At 66.3% G+C, this 16,264-nt stretch carries 14 protein-coding genes; 9 read left to right on the forward strand and 5 right to left on the reverse strand.

The genetic code is table 11. The features are described from left to right. Window positions 1-8: 8 nt before the first annotated feature. The gene (locus H6P80_RS08365) at window positions 9-1,082 is read right to left on the reverse strand and encodes a PA0069 family radical SAM protein (RefSeq protein WP_185800830.1); all 1,074 of its coding nucleotides are present in this window, start codon (window positions 1,080-1,082) and stop codon (window positions 9-11) included. Between the two features lie 61 nt (window positions 1,083-1,143). Between H6P80_RS08365 and H6P80_RS08370 the strand changes: the two genes are divergently transcribed. Further along, the gene (locus H6P80_RS08370; protein ID WP_185800831.1) at window positions 1,144-1,902 is read left to right on the forward strand and encodes a hypothetical protein; all 759 of its coding nucleotides are present in this window, start codon (window positions 1,144-1,146) and stop codon (window positions 1,900-1,902) included. Here the strand turns inward: H6P80_RS08370 and moaB are convergent. Genes moaB through H6P80_RS08385 form a run of 3 tightly spaced genes read right to left on the reverse strand, consistent with a single transcriptional unit; the run spans window position 1,889 to window position 4,882 of the window. Beyond that, on the reverse strand, window positions 1,889-2,416 hold the full coding sequence (gene moaB / locus H6P80_RS08375; protein ID WP_185800832.1) for a molybdenum cofactor biosynthesis protein B: 528 nt from the start codon (window positions 2,414-2,416) through the stop codon (window positions 1,889-1,891). The two genes, H6P80_RS08370 and moaB, sit on opposite strands and share 14 nt — an antisense overlap. After that, window positions 2,406-4,163 carry a lytic transglycosylase domain-containing protein gene (locus tag H6P80_RS08380; protein ID WP_185800833.1) on the reverse strand — a complete coding sequence of 586 codons (1,758 nt, stop codon included), beginning with the start codon at window positions 4,161-4,163 and terminating at the stop codon, window positions 2,406-2,408. Before H6P80_RS08380 ends, moaB begins: the two co-directional genes overlap by 11 nt. Continuing rightward, window positions 4,160-4,882 carry a uracil-DNA glycosylase family protein gene (locus H6P80_RS08385; RefSeq protein ID WP_185800834.1) on the reverse strand — a complete coding sequence of 241 codons (723 nt, stop codon included), beginning with the start codon at window positions 4,880-4,882 and terminating at the stop codon, window positions 4,160-4,162. Before H6P80_RS08385 ends, H6P80_RS08380 begins: the two co-directional genes overlap by 4 nt. A 138-nt stretch (window positions 4,883-5,020) precedes the next feature. On the opposite strand from H6P80_RS08385, the gene H6P80_RS16510 reads away from it, so the two are divergent. From H6P80_RS16510 to H6P80_RS08395, 3 genes are all read left to right on the forward strand, one after another. Beyond that, entirely contained in the window at window positions 5,021-6,673 is a 1,653-nt protein-coding gene (locus H6P80_RS16510) for an electron transfer flavoprotein-ubiquinone oxidoreductase (protein ID WP_235973750.1), read from the forward strand. A gap of 1,099 nt (window positions 6,674-7,772) precedes the next feature. Beyond that, entirely contained in the window at window positions 7,773-8,318 is a 546-nt protein-coding gene (locus H6P80_RS16515) for a tetratricopeptide repeat protein (protein WP_235973844.1), read from the forward strand. Between the two features lie 13 nt (window positions 8,319-8,331). Next, window positions 8,332-9,177, forward strand: coding sequence for a 4-(cytidine 5'-diphospho)-2-C-methyl-D-erythritol kinase (locus H6P80_RS08395; protein ID WP_185800836.1), 846 nt, complete (start codon window positions 8,332-8,334; stop codon window positions 9,175-9,177). Window positions 9,178-9,374: 197 nt separating this feature from the next. Here H6P80_RS08395 and H6P80_RS08400 read toward each other — a convergent pair whose 3' ends face one another. Then, window positions 9,375-11,216: a DUF885 domain-containing protein gene (locus H6P80_RS08400; RefSeq protein WP_235973751.1), complete on the reverse strand. Its 1,842-nt coding sequence runs from the start codon at window positions 11,214-11,216 to the stop codon at window positions 9,375-9,377. Window positions 11,217-11,277: 61 nt separating this feature from the next. Between H6P80_RS08400 and H6P80_RS08405 the strand changes: the two genes are divergently transcribed. From H6P80_RS08405 to H6P80_RS08425, 5 genes are read left to right on the forward strand one after another with little or no spacing between them, the layout of a single operon-like run. After that, window positions 11,278-12,027 (forward strand): enoyl-CoA hydratase/isomerase family protein, encoded by a 750-nt coding sequence (locus H6P80_RS08405; protein WP_185800837.1) that lies wholly within the window; start codon window positions 11,278-11,280, stop codon window positions 12,025-12,027. Beyond that, window positions 12,024-12,746 carry an N-formylglutamate amidohydrolase gene (locus H6P80_RS08410; RefSeq protein WP_185800838.1) on the forward strand — a complete coding sequence of 241 codons (723 nt, stop codon included), beginning with the start codon at window positions 12,024-12,026 and terminating at the stop codon, window positions 12,744-12,746. The genes H6P80_RS08405 and H6P80_RS08410 overlap by 4 nt, the downstream gene beginning before the upstream one ends. Window positions 12,747-12,770: 24 nt before the next feature. Next, window positions 12,771-14,492 (forward strand): dihydroxy-acid dehydratase, encoded by a 1,722-nt coding sequence (gene ilvD / locus H6P80_RS08415; protein ID WP_185800839.1) that lies wholly within the window; start codon window positions 12,771-12,773, stop codon window positions 14,490-14,492. Beyond that, window positions 14,473-14,865 carry a hypothetical protein gene (locus H6P80_RS08420; RefSeq protein WP_185800840.1) on the forward strand — a complete coding sequence of 131 codons (393 nt, stop codon included), beginning with the start codon at window positions 14,473-14,475 and terminating at the stop codon, window positions 14,863-14,865. Before ilvD ends, H6P80_RS08420 begins: the two co-directional genes overlap by 20 nt. Continuing rightward, window positions 14,862-16,259, forward strand: a complete 1,398-nt coding sequence (locus H6P80_RS08425; RefSeq protein ID WP_185800841.1) for an NAD(P)H-hydrate dehydratase — start codon at window positions 14,862-14,864, stop codon at window positions 16,257-16,259. The genes H6P80_RS08420 and H6P80_RS08425 overlap by 4 nt, the downstream gene beginning before the upstream one ends. The last annotated feature ends 5 nt before the right edge of the window (window positions 16,260-16,264 follow it).

Genomic DNA, 16,264 nt, shown 5'->3' on the forward strand with positions numbered 1-16,264 from the left:
GCTTCGCGCTAGAAAAGCTCGCCTTGCGGCCCGGCGGGTTTTCGGAACAGGTCGGAACGGGGCAGGGGGAGCCTTCCGACGATCCCGTGCTTGCGCGCGGCGATCTTGAAGCGCGTACGGATCAGTTCCGCCCAGGGGCCGCTGCCGCGCATACGGCTGAAATAATCGGGATCGTTGTCGCGATTCTGCCGGATCGAACGCACGGTGTTCATCACCTTCTCGGCGCGGTCGGGATAATATTCGTCGAGCCAGGCCCGGAACAGCGGCGCGACCTCGTGCGGGAGGCGCAGCGGGATATACATGACGGCGTTTGCCCCGGCCTCCGCGGCGGCGGCGATCAGATGTTCGATCTCGCTATCGGTGATCGCGGGAATGATCGGCGAGATCGAGACGCCGACCGGCACGCCGGCTTGGCTCAGCGCTCTTACGGCAGCGAGGCGCTTTCGCGCGGAGGGCGCGCGCGGCTCCAGCGTCTGGTGTATCTTGGCATCGAGCGAGGTGATCGAAACCGCCACCGTCGCCAGCCCTTCTCTCGCCATGGCGGCGAGCAAGTCGATATCGCGCACGATGCGATCCGACTTGGTGGTGAGCATCAGCGGATGGCGCGTTTCGGCGAGGATCTCGATGCATTGGCGGGTGATCCGGTATTCGCGCTCGATCGGCTGATAGGGGTCGGTGTTGGTGCCCATGGCGAGCGGCGCGGGCACATAGCCCGGTTTCGCCAGTTCCGCGCGCAACAGCGCCGGGCCGCTCGGCTTGGCGAACAGGCGGGTCTCGAAATCGAGGCCGGGCGAAAGATCGTGAAAGGCGTGGGTCGGCCGCGCGAAGCAATAGATGCAGCCATGCTCGCAGCCGCGATAGGCGTTGATCGACCGATCGAAGACGATGTCGGGGGAGCGGTTGCGGGCGATGATCGTCTTGGGCCGTTCGATCGTGACCTGTGTGCGTGGGGGCGGGGGGGCGCCGTCCAGCGTCTCCCGCTCGTCCAGCCAGTCGCCATCCGGCTCGCGCTCCGCCAGGTTGAAGCGCTGCGGTACGGCATTGGCGGTCGCCCCGCGTCCCTTGGTTTTCGATGAGAACATAATAGGAACAACTTGTCATATTCCCGCGATCGGCGCAATGCGGTTTCGAAGGAGAATATCGATGAGATTCGCTGCCGCGCCGTTGTTGTTCGTCTCGATCGCCGCGCTCGCCGCCTGTTCGGGAGAAGCGCAGTCAGACGCATCGGCAGTGCCGGACGAAACCGCGGTCGAACCGGCGGCGGAGGCGAACCTTCTGGTGCTCGATCCGACGGTCGGCGAGGGCGGGACGCCGGTCGATTCCGCCGGCGTGAACGAGATATTCGATCCCGAATGCGTGATCACCGAAGACGGCGTGGCGAATCTCGGCATGCCGGCGACACTGGGCGAATTCGTGGAAGCCTTTCCGGCGCGCACCGTGCTGACCTTCTATCCCAGCTATATGGTCGATTTCGGTGCCCTGTGCGCGCGTTCGGACGGTGAAGACGCGATCTGCGCGATTTTCGAAAATTACGAGATCGAAAGCTATGCCGGCGGGATCGGGATTTCCGCTTTCTCGGTGCAGTCCGATGTCTGCCGCACTGCCGAGGGGGTGGGCCCCGGATCGCCGATCGCCGATGCCGTTGCGGCCTATGGCCCGGCCACTTTCGGCTTCAACTATGACAATGAAGGCCGCGAATATGTGCGCTTCGAAAACGAGCCCGCCGGCTACGCTTTTCGCGCCGAATCAGCGACCGGTGAAGCGCTGGAGGGCGATATAGTCCGCGCGCCGGGCCGTCATGGCGGCGATTATGCGGGTGTCAGTGGCGATGGCAGCTATTTCGAGACCGATCGGGCTCAGCCCGACGCGACCCTTTGGGAAATATGGATCAATTCTCGGTAAGCCGCGGCATCAGTTCCACGAAATTGCAGGGCTGGTGACGAATATCGAGCTGGCTGGCGAGTATCCCGTCCCATCCGTCCTTTACCGCGCCGTTCGAGCCCGGCAGCGCGAAGATATAGGTGCCGCGCGCCACGCAGGCGCAGGCGCGCGACTGAATCGTCGACGTTCCGATATGCTCGTAGCTGAGCCATCGGAATAGTTCACCGAAGCCCGGAATCGGCTTGTCCTGGACGCGTTGCAGCGCTTCGGGCGTGATATCCCGCCCGGTTACCCCGGTGCCGCCGGTGGTGATCACGCAATCGACTTCGGGATTGTCGATCCACGCATGGAGGCGGGAAACGATTTCGGACATGTCGTCGGCAACGACGCGCCTGTCTGCCAGGATATGGCCCGCATCCGTCAACCGCTCTTCCAGTATGTCGCCGGACGTGTCGTTGGCGCGCTTCCGGGTATCCGAAATCGTCAGCAACGCGATTCGGACGGGCAGGAACTCTATGCTCTCGTCAATTGGCAATGCGGGTTCCGCCATGGCCGGAAAGACGTACGGCTACCGGTCCCTGGGCGCCGGGAAAACGCGGCCACATACCCTGGGCGAGCGCGGAAAGGCTCGGCGACGCCTCGCCGGCGTTGCGCTGGTACATCCAGTAGTTGCGCAGGATGATCGGCACATAGCCGCGGGTTTCCCAGAAAGGGATGCTCTCGATGTAGAGCAGCGGATCGCCGCCGTCGCGCAGCCGGCCCTCCCAGTTCATCACGGCGCCGGGCCCGGCATTGTAAGAGGCGATCACCTTGGGCAGCAGGCCCTGCATGCCGGGAAAATCGCGCATCCGCTCCATGTAGAACTGGCCATATTCGATATTCACTTCGGGCACGTTGAGCCGCGAAGCGTTGACGCTCTCGCCGCGGTCGCGCGCGATGTCGCTTGCCGTGCCGGGCATCAGCTGGAGCAGACCGCGGGCGCCGGCGGGGCTGACCACATCGGGCCGGAAATTCGATTCCTGCAGCGCATGGGCGAAAACCAGCGACCGATCGACACGCCAGCCGCCGATCGGCTGATAGTCGGGCGCCGGGAAGCGATCCCGCGCCGAAGGATGGTGGGCAATCGGCAGGTTCTGCGCGACCCACAATTCGGCATTGGGCAGGTGCAACTGGTTGGCGAGATCGAGCCAGGCATCATGGCTGTGCGGGTTGCCGATGGCGACGCCATGGCGAACATATTGCTCGGCGAGGTTCCGTTCGCCGATTTCGACAAGCGCGATCGCGCGCTGCGCGTTCGCTTCGTTGCGTATATTTTCCCAGCTATGGGCGAGCCCGGCATGGTCTGCCGTTTCCGGCGCGACGCCGAGCGATTGCGCAGCGAGCAGGCCGTAAAAGGTTTCGTTCATCTGGGCGGCGGTGCGCAGATATTGCTGCACGTTTTGCGGGCGTCCGCAGCTCATTTCGGCCCGCGCCGTCCAATACAGACCGGCGGAACGCAGTTCGCTGTCCGGCGCGCGGCGGCCGACCGCGGAAAAGGCATCGGCCGCTTCCTGGCAGTCGCCCGCGCGGAACGAGGCGAGCCCGTCTACCCAGTCGGCATGGACGGCCCAGTCGCCGGTGCCGTTGCGGGCCAGCCGAGCCATGCGCTGCGCGTTGCGATCGTCGCCCGAAAGATAATAGGACCAGGCCACCCGCTGGCGGACCTCGGTCAGGCCGTCGGAGCTGAGGCCGCTGCCAAATTCGTCGATAAGATTTTCCGCTTCGCGCGGGCTGTCCGCCACGATCAGCGGCTGGATACGCCCGGTGAGCGCGCGCGTATTGGCATCGTCGCTGACCGGTCGGGCACGACTGCGGCGCGACGGGCTCGGCATCCGGCGCAGTGTTTGCGCCGAGGGAATACCGGGCGCGCTGTCGACGCCGCGGCCCTGCGCCAGCGTCAGGATACGCGACGCATCGGGAAGGTCGGGCGCATCGCGGAGCAGGTCACGCAGCGGGTCGCCTTCGACGCGGGGCGATCCGGACGCGAGATACAGTTCGGCGCGGGCGACCGGATAGAGAACGCCGCGCGGCGCATCGTCCAGGCGCTCCTGTGCGCTCGCCCAGTCCTGGTTGCGGATATCCGCGAAGATCTGGCGATAGGCCTCCCGTTCGCTGCGGCTCAGCACGGCGTCGACGTCGCTGCGGACCGAAGGCGCGGACGAGGGGATGTTCGCGCTGTCGGCCAGCGCCGGGGCACTGGAAAGCGCAAGCAGGGCGGTGGCGGTCAGGAGTTTCAGTTTCACGCGTTCATTCCTTCGACCAGCATCTGCAAATCCTTCCAGCTCTGGGCCTTGAGCCGCGGCTGCTGGAGAAGGAAGCGCGGATGGAAAGTGGCAATCGCGGACACAGTGCCGCCATCATGGTTAAGGACACGTTGCTTTCCACGTGCCTCGTTGAGGCTGACCCCGCAAAAGGCACGGCTCGGCGCTTCGCCCATCAACAGCAACTGGCGCGGCGCGGCGAGCGCGACGTGGCGCTTCGCGGCGTCTGCAAGCGCGGCAAAAGCCGTCTCGTTCAGGGCGCCGCCCAGCACGCGTGCCGGCGAAAAGGCGGCGAGATAGATTGACGCCCGATCCCGGCCGATCGCCGCCAGCATCCGGTCGAACAGCAGTCCCGCTTCGCCCGAAAGCAGCTTTCCCGCGCTCTCGTCGCCCTGTTCGGGCATGTCGATCAGCACCATCAAACCGCTCGCCGGATCGCCGGCGGCGTCGAGCCGTGCTTCTCGCGGCGCCTCGATGATCGTCGCGTCGAGCAGCCAGGGGCGAAATTCCGCCAGCGCGGAGGGCATCGCGACGGGTACGGGCGGCGTATCAACAGCAACGGGAGCGCCTTTTGTCGGCGCTTTTGGTGCAAGGGGCTTGGATTCGGTGAGCCAGCCGCGCGGTTCGTCGCCGACGATCACATCGGCTCCCGCCTCTCGCCACCAGTCCAGCGCGCTTTCCATTTCTCCGCCGACAGCCATTGCCCATCCACCTATAAAGCCCGCATAGAGTCTAAGGTTGACGGCCCGGTCAATCGGCGGGCAGTGACTATATGACAGAATGTTTGCTGGCCGCGACGATACGAACAAAAAGGCGGTGCAGGGGAGAAAGTGACGAGAATGTCCGAACGGGAATCCATGCCTTATGACGTGGTGATCGTAGGCGCCGGCCCCGCGGGGCTTTCGGCGGCGATCCGCCTGAAACAGCTTGCCGAGGAAAACGGCAAGGAAATCTCGGTCTGTATCCTCGAAAAAGGGTCCGAGGTTGGCGCGCACATCCTTTCGGGCGCGGTCGTCGACCCAAGGGCGCTCGACGAACTGTTTCCGGACTGGCGCGAGGCCGACGATGCGCCGCTGACGGTGCCGGTGACCGAAAACCATCACTGGGTGCTGAGCGCCACGAAGAAATACGAATTCCCGCATTTCGCGATGCCGCCCTTCATGAACAACAAGGGCACCTATACGGTGAGCCTCGGCAATTTCTGCCGCTGGCTGGCGGGCCGGGCCGAGGGACTGGGCGTCGAGATTTTCCCCGGCTTTGCCGCCGCCGAGATCCTGTGGAACGAAGACGGATCGGTGAAGGGCGTTGCGACCGGCGATATGGGTATCGCGCGCGATGGCGAGAAGAAGCCCGATTACATGCCGGGCATGGAGCTGCATGCCAAATATACCTTCTTCGCAGAAGGCGTGCGCGGCAGCCTTTCGAAACAGCTGATCCGGCAGTTCGATCTCGACAGGGATTCCGAGCCGCAGGTCTATGGTCTCGGTATCAAGGAGCTTTGGGATATCGAGCCGGGCAAGCATGTGCCGGGCCGCGTGATCCACACCCAGGGCTGGCCGCTCGAAGATGCCAATGGCGGCGGTTTCCTCTATCATCAGGAAAATGGGCAGGTCGCGCTCGGCTTCGTCACCTGGCTCAACTATGCCAACCCCTGGCTTTCCCCGTTCGAGGAAATGCAGCGCTGGAAGCAGCACCCGGCGATCCGTTCGATCCTCGAAGGCGGCAAGCGCGTTTCCTACGGAGCGCGCGCGATCAACGATGGCGGCTGGCAATCTGTGCCGAAGCTTGCCTTCCCGGGCGGCGCGCTGATCGGCTGTTCGGCCGGTTTCGTGAACGTACCGCGCATCAAGGGCAGCCATACCGCGATGAAGACCGGGATGATGGCCGCCGAGGCCGCGTTCGAGGCGATCGGCGCCGAGCGTTCGGGCGACGAGCTCACCGCTTATGAGGCCGCTTACGAGGATAGCTGGGTCTACAAGGAACTCCGCAAGGTCCGGAACACGCTGCCGCTGGTCGAGAAATATGGCAATTTTGCCGGGACTATCCTGGCCGGGATGACGATGTGGGCCGAAACGATCGGCATCCGCATGCCCTTCACCATGGGCCATCACCCGGACAATCAGAGCCTGTGGCGCGCGGACCAGGTCAAGAAGATCGACTATCCCAAGCCCGATGGCGAGATCAGCTTCGACCGCCTTTCATCGGTGTTCCTCTCCAACACCAATCACGAGGAAGACCAGCCGGTTCATCTGAGGCTCAAGGACCCCGATATACCGATCGACTATAACCTTCCGCTTTATGCGGAACCGGCGCAGCGTTATTGCCCGGCGGGTGTGTATGAGGTGGTAGATGACGATGGCGGAAAACCGCGGTTCCAGATCAACGCGCAGAACTGCGTCCACTGCAAGACCTGCGACATCAAGGACCCGACCCAGAACATCAACTGGGTGGTTCCCGAAGGCGGGGGAGGACCCAATTATCCCAACATGTAAGCGTATCGCGCGCGCCGCCGCGCTGCTGGCACTGGGCGCGGCATGGAGCGTTCCGGCCCAGGCTTATGACAGCCGCAACGCGCTGGCCGATTATGCCCGGGCGCGGGTAGCCGACGCTTCGGGCGAGATCGCGGTTGCAGCGCGCGGCTATGCCGCCGCTCTGGCCGAAGCGCCGTTCGATGAAGCACTGGCCGCGCGCGCCTATCGCCGCGCCGTCGCCGCCGGTGACCGGACGCTGGCGCTGCAGGCCGCGCGCTCGCTCGATGGCGCCAATGCGCTGCCGCCCGATGGGCGTTTCCTCTTCCTGATCGAGGCGCTGGAGGATGGCGACTGGGCCGAAGCCCGGCGCGTCGTCGACCGGATCGAGGAAGAACAGCTTTTCGAATCGCTGGTGCCGGTGCTGCGCGCCTGGATCGCCTATGGCGCGAACGATGGCGATCCGATCGCGATTCTCGATGCCGGGCGCGACGGCGGTACGCCGGCCGCCTATTCGGCCGAACATCGGGCATTGCTGCTGATCGCGCAGCGCCAGTTCGAGGAGGGTACGGCCGCGATTAGCGGGCTCGCCAGCCTTGGCCCGGCGCGCTTCCTGCGGGCGCGGCTTTCCGCGGCCTCGCGGCTCGCGCGCAGCCGCCAGCGCGACGAGGCGTTGGCGCTGCTCCCCGGCAACAGCCGCGCGGAAATTGCCGCGCGCGCGCTGATCCAGCGCGGCCGGACGGTGCCCGGCGCGGCGGACAGCGCGGCGGACGGTATCGCGGAGGTCTTTATCCGCCTCGCCGCCGAAGTGAACCGGCGCGACGTTTCGGCTCTGGCCTTGACCCTGGCGCGGTTCGCGACCTTCCTCGCGCCCGACAACAGTTCGGGCTGGTTCGTGACGAGCGCGATCCTGGACAATGCCGGACAGGACGCGGCAGCGCTTGCCGCGCTCGACCATGTCGACGAACGCGATCCCTTTTTCGCGGACGTGCAGGATATGCGCGTCCAGCTGCTCGCCGAAACCGAGGACGCGGCCGCTGCGCTGGCGCTTGCGCAGGAGCGGGCCGAAGAAAATGGCGCGAACGCAGCCGACTGGCAGCGGCTGGGCGAACAGCTGGCGTTGATGGACCGCTATGGCGAGGCGGCCGATGCCTATGGCCGCGCGCTGGCGCTGGCGGGCGGCGAGGACGCGCCCTGGACGGCGTGGATCCTCTACGGCGGCGCGCTGCTGGACGGCGGCCAGTGGGAGGATGCCCGGCCGGCGCTCGAACGCGCCGTCGAGCTGGCGCCCGATTCCGCCGTGGCGCTCAACTATCTCGGCTATGCGCTGCTCGAACGGCGCGAGGATCTCGGCCGCGCCGAGGAGCTCATCCGCCGGGCGGCGGAGCTCGATCCCGGCAGTGCCTCGATCATCGATTCGCTCGGCTGGGTTCATTATGTGCAGGGCAATATCGACGAGGCGATCCCGATGCTGGAAAGCGCGGCCCGCGGCGAACCGGCCGAACCGACGATCAACGAGCATCTGGGCGATGCCTATTGGACCGTCGGCCGCCGCCGCGACGCGCGCTTTGCCTGGCAGGCGGCGCTGGTTTCCGCCGAAGACGAAGCCGCCGAGCGTATCCGCGAGAAGCTCGATATCGGCCTGACCGCCGAGACCGCCTCGCCCTGATGCCGGGCGGGCGATGACAAGGGACACCGGGCCGCTCACGGAAACGGCCTATGCCAAAATCAACCTGGCGCTGCATGTGCGCGAACGGTTGCCCGACGGCTATCACCGGATCGAGACGCTTTTTGCCTTTTGCGAAGAGGGCGATGTGCTGGCGGCCGAACCGGCAGGCGATCTCAGCCTGACGATCGACGGCCCGTTCGCCGAAGGGCTTTCCAGCAGGAACGACAATCTGGTGATGCGCGCCGCGGCTATGGTGCGCGATTATGTGCCGGGAGGGCCAGGCGCCGCAATCCGGCTGACCAAGAATTTGCCCATAGCGTCCGGCATTGGCGGCGGGTCGGCCGATGCCGCGGCGGCGATCCGCCTGCTCGCGCGGCTGTGGCAGGCCGATCTTGATGCGGCGGTGGCGCATGACATCGCGGCGGATCTTGGCGCGGATGTGCCGGCGTGCCTCGGTTCAAAAACCGTGATCGGGCGGGGCAGGGGGGACGAGCTCGAAGCGATCGCACTTGCATCCGTGGAAAGCGCGCCGGCGCTGCTCGTCAATCCCGGCGTTGCGATCCCGACCGGCCCGGTCTTCCAGCGCTGGGATGGCGAGGATCGCGGGGCTCTGGCCGCCGAGCGCGGAGCCGGCGGCTGGCGCAACGATCTGACGCCGCCGGCCATCGCCATCGCGCCGGAAATCGGCGCCGTACTGGCCCTGCTAGACGGGCTGCCGGGCGCATTCTTCGTCCGCATGTCCGGATCCGGCGCGACCTGTTTTGCCTTGTTCGAGGACATGGAAAAGCGCGCCCAGGCCGCACTTAGCGTCAAATCGGCACATCCGGACTGGTGGGTATGGGAATCCGCTCTGCGTTAACCTTAGAAACCGAGCGTTAACCCTGTTTTTCAGGGTTTTGGTAACCTTTTGCGTCAAAATGGTCAGGGAACGGATCGGGCCCAGCCGGCACCATCCGCGAATGATCTGCGCTTCTCCTGAACGCGTACGTCATTGAAACGGGCAGCCACGCCATGCGGTGCGGCTGTCCGTTTCGTTTCCGGCATCGGCGCAGGCGATCAGGCGGCGTCGATACGCTCTGCAACAAGCCGGAGCGGCATCGCCCCCTGGCCAAGCACGAGCGCGTTGAATGCGCGCAGATCGAACGCCTCGCCCTTGCGGCTCCGCATCTCCTCGCGCATCGCAAGCAGCCTGAGCTGGCCGAGCTTGTAGCCGAGCGCCTGTCCGGGCCAGGCCATATAGCGCTCGATCTCCGCGACGCAGGTGCTTTCGGGATTGCCGGTCGCTTCCTGCATAAACCCGATCGCCCTCTCGCGGGCCCAGCGCTTGTGGTGCATGCCGGTATCGACGACGAGGCGGACGGCGCGGAACAGCTCGTCCTGCAACCGGCCGAGATCGCCGAAGGGATCGTCTTCATAGGCGCCCAGCTCCCACATCAGCCGTTCGGCATACAGCGCCCAGCCTTCCTGATAGGCGTTGAAGCTGGCGATGCGGATGATCAGCGGCGCTTCGCCGAGCCCGCTGGCTATCGCGGTTTGCGTGTGATGGCCGGGTACGCCCTCGTGATAGCTCAATGTCGGTAGCGCGAAACGGGCGACCGCAGCCATATCGCGCAGGTTGATCCAGTAGGTTCCGGGCCGGGTCCCGTCGAGCGAGGGGGCGTCGTAATAGCCGCCCGGCGCGCTGTCCTGCGTCGCCACCGGCACGCGGCGCACGCGCATCGGCTGGCGCGGGATGATGTCGGCGGGCAGGAAGCGCGGATATTGCGCCTCGGCATCGCGGACCTTTCCGCGCACATAATCGAGCACCGCCTCGCGCCCGGCGTTGCTGTCTTCGAACAGCAGCCGGGGATCGTCGGCCAACGCCAGCATCCGTTCGCCGACGCTGCCCTGGGTCAGGCCCTGCGCGTTTAGCAGCGCCTCCATCTCGGCGGTGATCCGGCGGACTTCCTCCATACCGATTTCATGGATTTCGTCGGGCGACTGTTCGGTATCGCCGAGCGCGCGAACGTTGGCGGCGTAGAGTTCTTCGCCGAAAGGTTGCGCCCAGACGCCCGAATTATCCTGCCCGCGCGGCAGCATATCGGAGACGATCGCGCGCAGCCGGGCATAAGCGGGCCGGGCCTTCGTCTCGAGCGCGGCGATGGCGCGCTGCAGCGCGGTTTCGCGGAAGCTCTGGTCGATCACGGCATCGGTCATCCCGGCGGAAAGCGCTGCGATCAGTGGGTGCCGTTCCGCCGGGCCTTCGAGGAACGCATCGAGCACCGGCAGCGTCTTTTCAAGCAGTGCCTTGGGTGGGCGGCAGCCATCGGCCTCGTCGGCGCGAATCTTTTCGGCGACCCCGCCAAAGGCGGTTTCGAAGCTCTCGAGCTTCTCGATCCAGGCGTCGATTGCTTCGGGCGTGCGCAGCGACTGCTGCGTCGCCATGACCGCCGGGGAATCGATCGCCGGGCCGCTTATCTGCTGGACGAGATAGGGGAGGTGATTGACGTAGCTGAACGGATCGATGTGGCCATAGGAGATCGAGGAAGATCGTCCGGCATTTTCCAGCACCGCATCGACAACCGCTGCATGGAGCGCGCCGCTCGTATCCGGTCCGCAATCGAGAGCGGCGATCCGGGTACGGCTGGCCGCTGTTCCGGCGCGCAGGGCCGCTTCGCCGGCCGGGGAATAATCGGTAAGCCGCCGCGCCAATGGCCCGCCGTCCAGTGCGGCTTCCGCGCCATTATAGGTCGCAACCTCGGGAAGCATCGCCAGCAGCCGGTCCGCCTCCATCGAGAGCACGCCGCCAGCGGGGCAGGGGCGCGATCCGCGCTCCATAGTGGCGCAGCCCGGCAGGCTGAGCGCCGTCGTTGCGGCTAGCCCGGCCAGCGCCTCGCGGCGCGTTACTTCGAAACCCATTGCGACCCTCCTTCTTGCCTTCACTGGTGACATAGCGGGCGCGGCGCGGCAACTAGGCGGCATGTTCACCCTATCCGTCTCCGATGCGGTCGCCACGATCGCCCTGTCGCCGCCCGGAAAGCTCAACGCTATCGCCCAGGCGCACTGGCACCACCTCGCCGGTTGCATCCATAAGGCCGAGGCTGCCGCTGCGCGCGTCATCGTACTGAAATCCGACGATCCGGCGATGTTCAGCGCGGGCGCCGACATCACCGAGTTCGAGGCCTTGCAGCGCAACGCGGATGCGCGCGTCGGCTTTCGCATGGCGATGCGCGAAGGGATCGAGGCGCTGGCAAATTCGCCGCTGCCGACGATCGCGCTTGTCGAGGCGGGATGCGTCGGCGCGGCGGTCGCCCTGGTGCTGGCCTGCGATATGCGGATTGCGGGCGAGGACGCGCGGTTCGCGGTGACGCCCGCCAAGCTTGGTCTCACCTATCAGGTCGAAGATCTGGCCCGGCTTGCCGCCGTCGTCGGGCAGGGTCAGGCGGCGCGGCTTATCTTTTCGGCGCAATCGGTGGATGCCGAGGAGGCGATGCGGATCGGGCTCGTGGAAATGACCGGCGGCGCGGCGGCGCTCGAGGCGCTGTGCGCGGCGATCGCCGCCAATTCCGGCACCAGCGTTCGCGGGCTGAAGGCGTTGCTCAAGGCGGCGGTGGTCGATGAAAGCGGCATCGTGACCGAAAGGCTGTTCGACGACGCGTTCGGCAGCGCCGATTTCGCCGAGGGGCTGGCCGCATTTCGCGAGCGGCGCAAACCGGATTTCAAAGGATGAGCGATGTCTGCACGGAGATTGCGGGCGATTCCGATTCGGGCCTGCTGCTGATCGCCGATCATGCGTCGGACCGGGTGCCCGGCGATATCGATCTCGGCGTCGATCCGGCGGTGATGCAAAAGCATATCGCCGTCGATATCGGTATTGCCACGCTGGCGCCGCTGGTCGCGGCTCGGCTCGGTTGCCCGGCGCTGCTCGCCAATGTTTCGCGGCTGGTTGTCGATCTTCACCGCGAAGCCGATAACCCCGCTGTTATTCCCGTGACGAGCGATGGTTACGAGATACCCGCCAATGCCGCGCTGAACGCGGCGGGCCGGGCGGCGCGCATCGATCGTTTCTGGAAGCCCTATCATGCGCGGGCGGCGGAACTGATCGAGGCTCATGCGCCCAGGATGCTCTTCACCCTGCACAGCTTCACTCCCTCGCTGGAATCCGCGCCTGCGGACCGCCCCTGGCAGATCGGCATTCTCTACAATGCGGACGAGCGCGCGCCGCGTATCGCGATCCCGAAGCTCGAAGCGCTCGGCCTCGTCGTCGGCGACAACGAGCCTTATTCGGGCAAGCTTCTGAACGCGACGATGAACTTCCATGCCGAGGCGCGCGGCCTCCCTTATCTGGCGATAGAGGTCAGGAATGACTTGATCGACACGCCCGAAGGCGCAAGGGAATGGGCCGAATTGCTCGCGCCCGTCATCGCGGCGGTGCGCGACGCGCTCTAGGATGAATGTGTAACAAGGAAGATCATGTCCAATCGTTTCGACAAGGCGAAATTGCCGAGCCGCCATGTTTCGCTGGGTCCGTCGCGGGCGCCGCACCGTTCCTATTATTACGCGATGGGAATGACCGAGGAGGAGATCAACCGTCCCTTCGTTGCCGTGGCGAGCGCCGGAAACGACAGCGCGCCTTGCAACACCCTGCTCGATAGCCAGGCGAATATCTGCCGCGAGGGCGTGATCGCGGGCGGCGGCCTGCCGCGCCGGTTCAACACGATCACCGTCACCGACGGCATCGCCATGGGCCATCAGGGGATGAAATCCTCGCTCGTCAGCCGCGAGGTGATCGCCGATTCGGTCGAGCTTTCGGTGCGCGGCCATTGCTATGATGCGCTCGTTGCCTTTGCCGGCTGCGACAAATCGCTGCCCGGCATGATGATGGCGATGCTGCGGCTCAACGTGCCGTCGATCTTCGTTTACGGCGGCTCGATCCTGCCCGGCCATTTCCACGGCGACGATGTGACCGTGGTCGACGTGTTCGAGGCGGTGGGACGCTACGAAGCCGACAATTGCCCGCTGCAGGAGCTGATCGAGCTCGAAAAGGTCGCCTGTCCCGGTCATGGCGCGTGCGGCGGACAGTTTACCGCCAACACCATGGCCTGTGTCGGCGAGGCGATCGGGCTTTCGCTCCCCAACAGCAACATGGTGCCCGCGCCGTACGAATCCAACGCGGATATCGCCCGGGCGGCGGGCGAGCAGGTGATGAACCTGCTCGAAGCCAATATTCGCCCGCGCGACATCTGCACGAAAGAGGCTTTCCAGAACGCCGCCAGGGTCGTCGCTGCGACCGGGGGGTCGACCAACGGCGCGCTGCACCTGCCGGCCATGGCGAACGAGTGCGGGATCGATTTCGACCTTTTCGACGTCGCCGAGATGTTCAAGTCGACGCCCTATATCGCCGACCTGAAACCCGGCGGGAAATATGTCGCCAAGGACATGTATGAAGCGGGCGGCGTCTACATGCTGATGAAGACCCTGCTGACGAACGACCTGCTCGACGGCAACTGCCTGACCGTGACCGGCAAGACGCTGGGCGAGAATATCGACGAGATCACCTGGAACCCGAACCAGAAGGTCATCTATTCGGTCGAACGGCCGCTTTCGCCGACGGGCGGGGTTGTCGGCCTCAAAGGCTCGCTCGCCCCCGACGGCGCGATCGTGAAGGTGGCCGGCATGGCGCGGCTGCAGTTCGAGGGGCCCGCGCGCTGTTTCGACAGCGAGGAAGACTGTTTCCACGCCGTGGAGACGCGCGATATCGCCGAAGGTTCGGTGATCGTCATCCGCTATGAAGGCCCCAAGGGCGGCCCCGGTATGCGCGAGATGCTCTCGACGACCGCCGCGCTGTACGGCCAGGGGATGGGCGAGAAGGTCGCGCTGATCACCGACGGCCGCTTCTCGGGTGCGACACGCGGCTTCTGCATCGGCCATGTCGGGCCCGAAGCCGCCGAGGGCGGACCGATCGGGCTGGTCGAGGATGGCGATATCATCCGCATCGATGCCGAGGCCGGGACGATCGACCTCGATGTCGACGCGGAAACGCTCAAGGCGCGGCGCGAGGCCTGGCAGCCGCGGACCAACGACTATCAGGCGGGCACGCTGTGGCGCTACGCCCAGAATGTCGGCCCCGCCCGCACCGGCGCCGTCACCCATCCCGGCGCCAAGGCCGAAACCCATGTCTATGCGGATATCTAGCGCGCTTCTGGTCACCGTTTCGCTGGCCGCGTGCGGCACGGCCGATCCCGCCGCGAACAACGAGGCGCTGCTCGAATCCGAAGCCCAGACGCGCAGCGAACTGGCCGAAAGCGGCCGCGTCTATTGCGCGGTCAACGGCGGCGAGGGCTTCCGCCCCGAATGCCAGATCGAGCGGACCCAGGGCAGCGAAGGGCTGGTGCTGACGATGCGCCATCCCGATGGCGGCTTCCGCCGGCTGCTCGTGACCAATGACGGGCGCGGGCTGATCGCCGCCGACGGTTCGGAACCCGCCATCGTCACCCCGGTGTCCGAACGCGAGGTCGAGGTCTCGATCGGCTTCGACCGCTATCGCCTGCCGGCGACGGTGCGGTGATCCCCCGGGCGATCCTGACCGCCGCCGAGATGAAGGCGGCCGAGGACGCCACCATGGCGAGCGGCGTTTCGGTCGACCAATTGATGGAACGGGCGGGGCGCGCCGCGGCCGATATCGCCTGGCGGATGGCCGGCAAGGCGCACGTGCTTGTTCTTTGCGGCCCCGGCAACAATGGCGGCGACGGCTATGTGGTTGCGCGTCTGCTCGCCGAACGCGGTTGCGAGGTGCAGGTTGCGGCGCTCGCCGACCCGGCGACCGATGCCGCGAGAAACGCCCGCGCGCAATGGCCGGGCCCCGTCGATGCGATAGGCGATGCGCGTCCCGCGCCGATGGTCGTCGATGCGCTGTTCGGAACCGGGCTGGCGCGGCCGCTCGGCGCCGATCTTTCCGCCGCGCTCTGCGATCTCGTCCGCAAGGCGCGGCACAGCCTTGCCGTCGACCTGCCGAGCGGGATCGAAACCGATAGCGGGGCGCTGCTCTCGCCGGTTCCTTTTTTCGACGCGACGATCGCGCTGGGATCGCTGAAGCCCGCGCACCTGCTCCAGCCCGCGGCGGGTTTCATGGGGATGACGCTGGTCGGCGAGATCGGCATTGCCGCGGAGAGCGCGCTGCTGGAAATCGGCCGGCCGACCCTCGTACCGCCGCTGCCTTCGGCGCATAAATATTCGCGCGGCTATGTGCTGGTCGCGGGGGGAGCGATGGCGGGGGCGGCGAGCCTTGCCGCCGACGCCGCGATCCGCGCGGGGGCCGGCTATGTCGCGCTGGCCGGCCCCGAGCATGGCGAAGGGCCGCTGGCGCTCGTCCAGCGCCTTGCCGTCGATCCACGCACGCTGGCGGATCTGCTGGCCGATGAGCGGGTCGATGTCGCCGTGGCCGGGCCGGGCCTCGGGCTCAACGACAAGGCCGAAGCGCGGCTCGAGAGCGTGCTGGCAGCGGGCAAGCGGCTGGTGCTCGATGCCGATGCGTTGACGCTGATCGCCAAGCGGGGCGCAGAGACGCTGGCTGGTCTCGATGCTCCGCCGATCCTGACGCCGCACGAGGGCGAGTTCGCCCGGCTGTTCGGCGACATATCCGGCAACAAGGTCGAGCGCGCGCGCGAAGCGGCCCGGCGGTCCGGGTCGGTTATCATCTACAAGGGCAATGACAGCGTGGTCGCTTCGCCGGACGGCCGCGCCGCCATCGCGCCGCCGGCACCGAGCTGGCTGGCGACGGCGGGCACCGGAGACGTGCTCACCGGCATCGCGGCGGCGCGCTATGCCGCGACCGGCGATCCGTTCGAAGCGGCCTGCGAGGCCGTCTGGCTGCACGGCGCGGCGGCGCGCATGGCAGGGCCTTTCCTGATCGCGGACGATCTGATCGAAGCCCTGCCGCGCGCGCTTGCGGCCTGTCTCTAGACCGG

The sequence above is a fragment of the Parasphingopyxis marina genome (assembly GCF_014237875.1).
GTDB classification, from domain to species: Bacteria; Pseudomonadota; Alphaproteobacteria; order Sphingomonadales; family Sphingomonadaceae; genus Parasphingopyxis; species Parasphingopyxis marina.

Coding starts and splice junctions, on each gene's coding strand:
- H6P80_RS08410 (WP_185800838.1), top strand. CDS start 12,024: ATGAGCGATGTCTGCACGGAGATTGCGGGCGATTCCGATTCGGGCCTG.
- H6P80_RS08400 (WP_235973751.1), bottom strand. CDS start 11,216: ATGGGTTTCGAAGTAACGCGCCGCGAGGCGCTGGCCGGGCTAGCCGCA.
- H6P80_RS08395 (WP_185800836.1), top strand. CDS start 8,332: ATGACAAGGGACACCGGGCCGCTCACGGAAACGGCCTATGCCAAAATC.
- H6P80_RS16515 (WP_235973844.1), top strand. CDS start 7,773: ATGGACCGCTATGGCGAGGCGGCCGATGCCTATGGCCGCGCGCTGGCG.
- H6P80_RS08420 (WP_185800840.1), top strand. CDS start 14,473: ATGTCTATGCGGATATCTAGCGCGCTTCTGGTCACCGTTTCGCTGGCC.
- H6P80_RS08405 (WP_185800837.1), top strand. CDS start 11,278: ATGTTCACCCTATCCGTCTCCGATGCGGTCGCCACGATCGCCCTGTCG.
- H6P80_RS08385 (WP_185800834.1), bottom strand. CDS start 4,882: ATGGCTGTCGGCGGAGAAATGGAAAGCGCGCTGGACTGGTGGCGAGAG.
- H6P80_RS08370 (WP_185800831.1), top strand. CDS start 1,144: ATGAGATTCGCTGCCGCGCCGTTGTTGTTCGTCTCGATCGCCGCGCTC.
- H6P80_RS16510 (WP_235973750.1), top strand. CDS start 5,021: ATGTCCGAACGGGAATCCATGCCTTATGACGTGGTGATCGTAGGCGCC.
- H6P80_RS08365 (WP_185800830.1), bottom strand. CDS start 1,082: ATGTTCTCATCGAAAACCAAGGGACGCGGGGCGACCGCCAATGCCGTA.
- ilvD (WP_185800839.1), top strand. CDS start 12,771: ATGTCCAATCGTTTCGACAAGGCGAAATTGCCGAGCCGCCATGTTTCG.